The sequence below is a fragment of the Moorena sp. SIO3I6 genome (assembly GCF_010672095.1).
Genome location: NZ_JAAHHU010000419.1, coordinates 1,713 through 3,660 on the forward strand (window position 1 = coordinate 1,713; position 1,948 = coordinate 3,660).

Consider the following 1,948-nt stretch of genomic DNA (forward strand, 5'->3'; position numbering starts at 1 on the left):
TTAGATCTGATAAATACGTCCGGATTTTCCTGGAGCCAATGAACAAAACGGCAAGACATGGCACTGCAAAAAGCATCTATTGCTTCAGTAAATGTCTTTAAAGGTTTCGATGCTCATCGTCTTCGCAATCTCCCAGTTGATTGATGCCAAAGAATAAAAGTAGATGTCGCTGATGTCGCCGTGCTGTTGTCGAAACCTGAGGGGGTGACAACCCAGCTACAAGCCTTATAGCTTGAGAATTAGAGCAACTTGTGGTAGAAAAAGAACGGTCTCGATTGTCAACAAGACCCTTATATTGATAAATGTTACCTCAATTTTATCAGACTCATCTTCAAAGTCGATTAAACGCCACTAAATTTCTCACGCTTCAAGTGTTGGTAGGGCTGGTACAATTTCATAAACAAGTTAGAATTGAAAGATTAGCAGCTCTGTTCCCTCAACCGATAATGAAAACTAAAGGCAATAAACTCCCCTTTTTTCAGAGGGGTCAAAGAGCCATGAAGTTGATTCAGTCTACCTTCTAGCTCCCTTATCACCCCCTTCAGGGGAAAAGGGCTAGGATTTGACTTTTTGGGCATGAAAATTGATTGCTGTTTTTTGGTTAGGAAGTTTTTTTGTACTGGTGCAAGATCTGAGTTTAGCTGGGGGGCGACAAGTCGCACCCCCCAGGGCGATCGCTAGATTTTTTACTAATCAGAAATACAAAAATAATCTTATCGTATTATAGTCGTCTGTATCTCTTGACCTAAAAGGCTTACGTAGTAAGCTCTCTGGGAAAGTGGCAGAAGAGGGATTAGATTAGACCGCAAGAAATAGATGGTAGTGTTGAGTTGAATCCCATATCATCTTAAACAGGATGAACAGAGGAGGTTATTATGAACAGTACCCTAGTTCCATCATTTTCAACGGATGCTCAGCGTTGGGAGGCACTTGTACAACGCAATCCACAGGCTGATGGTGAGTTTCTATATGCAGTTCAAACTACACGAGTATACTGTCGCCCAACCTGTCCATCACGCCTGCCAAACCAGAAAAACGTTGTATTCTTTGAATGTTGTGCCAATGCTGAAAAGGCAGGATTTCGTCCCTGTAAGCGATGTCAGCCTAATGGCGTTTTATCTGATCAGCAACAAATAGAAACGATTGCTCAGATCTGCAAACTCATTGAGCAATCGGAAGAACCTTTATTTCTTCAGAAAATTGCTAAGATAGTAGGACTAAGCCAGTATCACTTTCATCGTTTGTTTAAAAAAATGCTTGGCGTTACACCCAAAGAGTATGTCAATGCCCATCAAGCAAAGCGAATGCGTAAAGAATTAAATCAGGGAACCCCAGTGACTCAGGCAATTTACAATGCGGAGTTTAAGACAAGTAGCAGTTTCTACGATAAATCAACGATGATGTTAGGGATGACACCTACTAAATATCAGCAGGGTGCAGATGTAATCGAAATTCGGTTTGCCGTCAAGCCATCGTGGTTGGGTTGGGTATTGGTTGCCGCAACAACACAAGGAATTTGTGCAATTAGCTTGGGTGATACTGAAGAAGCTTTGATTGAGCAGTTACAAAACCAGTTTCCCAATGCCCAAGTTCATGAAAGTGACTCAACTTTCGCTCTTTGGATTGAACAGGTTATTGCCTTTATAGAGATACCTCAGCAAGGACTGAATCTACCCCTTGACATTCAGGGGACTGCTTTCCAGCAGCGTGTTTGGAGAACACTCCAAGATATTCCACCTGGTAGTACCGCTAGCTACGCTGAGATCGCTCAGCAGATTGGTAATCCTAAAGCAGTTCGTGCGGTGGCTCGTGCCTGTGCAGCGAATCAGCTTGCCATTGCTATTCCCTGTCATCGTGTTGTTGGCAGTGACAATACTTTAAAAGGTTACCGTTGGGGATGCAAACGCAAACGTGCCTTACTAGAACGCGAAGCAGTACAAACCTTTAC

1 protein-coding gene and 1 pseudogene are annotated in these 1,948 nt (G+C 42.9%); one reads left to right on the forward strand and one right to left on the reverse strand.

What is annotated here, in order from left to right:
- A pseudogene (locus F6K49_RS37160) lies at window positions 1-161 on the reverse strand (IS701 family transposase); the annotation flags it as partial.
- A gap of 714 nt (window positions 162-875) precedes the next feature.
- Between F6K49_RS37160 and ada the strand changes: the two are divergent.
- On the forward strand, window positions 876-1,948 hold a 1,073-nt coding region (gene ada, locus F6K49_RS37165), incomplete at its 3' end, for a bifunctional DNA-binding transcriptional regulator/O6-methylguanine-DNA methyltransferase Ada (RefSeq protein WP_293105045.1).